The following is a 1,491-nucleotide window of genomic DNA, read 5'->3' as shown; positions in this document are numbered from 1 at the left end:
CCTGTAGCTAGCGTTCATCCTGAGCCAGGATCAAACTCTCCATTGTAAAATATCATCTTGACCGCATATAAACGCGGCCGAATTGTCTTGTCCCAAGCCGGATGCTCCTTGATTTACACCTGTCTTATCTAATCTCTAAAGAATAGAACGGTTCGTTTACCCAAGCACCTCATACTTCCCAATAAAAATCGGAAAGACTCGGCACTCGCTTCTTGTACTACTTCTCTGTCTATGTAATCTTTTCAAAGAACTCTTTCTTACTTCTCACAGAACTGCCGCAAGCGGCGGTGTTCTCGAAAGCGGATGCAAAAGTACTGCTTTTCCACGAAACAGCCAAACTTTTCTATAAAAAATGTGGCATAAGCACAAACATTTTCGGAAAGATTGACAATATTACACTAATTACAGAAACTATACCTTATTATATATATAGCTCACACATAACAATCATACTTGGGTGTTCTATTAATTAGGTTTTATAGAATGCCCCTATAACCATTGCTGTCTGGCCAAACTTTGGTCCAAAACGGATATTATTCCGCAAAAAGCGGTGATTATCTCTGATTTTTTGTAACTTTGCGATGATTTCTTCAATATTTTCCTATTACACCTTTACCGAATACGTACAAACCATAATAATATCAAGAGCTATGGACAGACAAACTTTTGCGGACTTTCTCCATTCACACAAAGATATTATCAGCACAATCAGGGAAAGAGCTTGCGCTCTTCATGCCAGCGTGAACCAGATATATGGTGACAAACTCCCCTACGGCTACCATCTCTGCCAGGTTGCCGACGCGGCAATGAAATACGGGCACCATGTGGCAGCGGTAGAGGAAGACATTCTACCAATAGTCTTCGGGGCGTACTTCCACGACAGCATCGAAGATGCCCGGCTGACCTACAACGATCTGCTGAAGATAGCCTCAGGAATGCTCTCCAGAAGCCAGGCACTGATGGCAACGGAGATTGCCTATGCACTGACCAACGAGAAAGGGCGCAACAGGGCTGAGCGTGCAAACGAGCGATACTACTCGGGCATACGCTCTACGCCATACGCCCCCTTCGTGAAATTGTGCGACCGCTATGCCAATATCTCCTACAGCTGTAATGGCAAGAACGACACCAGGATGCGCATGATTTACCAAAAGGAATGGAATCATTTTATAGAAGCCATCACGTCAAACAGCACCGATGTACGCCTACAGCTTCCGGAGGACCTGAAAGAAAGCACCACGATGATGCTCTCACAGAAATAACAGCCTGTGTACTTGAAACCAATCGAGTAGGAGGAAAACGAAGTAGTTTTCTTCCTACTTTCGTTTTCCGACCTCTCACACCTTATGCGAATGTTCTCATAAGGTGTGTTATGCGAATTTCCATTTTATGCGAACTTCTTGTTGTTTCCATATATAATAGTGCTGGTTAGATTTGTAAATGTTCGCATTAAATATTATATTGCTTTTGGTTGAAACAAATAAAACGAAA

1 protein-coding gene is annotated in these 1,491 nt (G+C 42.9%); it reads left to right on the top strand.

Annotated elements, in window-relative coordinates:
- Positions 1–650: 650 nt before the first annotated feature.
- The gene (locus CIL02_RS14460; RefSeq protein ID WP_094402783.1) at positions 651–1,262 is read left to right on the top strand and encodes a hypothetical protein; all 612 of its coding nucleotides are present in this window, start codon (positions 651–653) and stop codon (positions 1,260–1,262) included.
- Positions 1,263–1,491 lie beyond the last annotated feature (229 nt).

Source organism: Prevotella sp. P3-122 (assembly GCF_002251365.1).
GTDB lineage: Bacteria > Bacteroidota > Bacteroidia > Bacteroidales > Bacteroidaceae > Prevotella.
Note: the sequence above shows the minus strand (reverse complement) of the source record. Positions and strands in the feature narration are given on the sequence as shown.

Bases quoted from the DNA above. Each gene is read 5' to 3' on its own strand.
- CIL02_RS14460 (WP_094402783.1), top strand. From the start codon at position 651: ATGGACAGACAAACTTTTGCGGACTTTCTCCATTCACACAAAGATATT.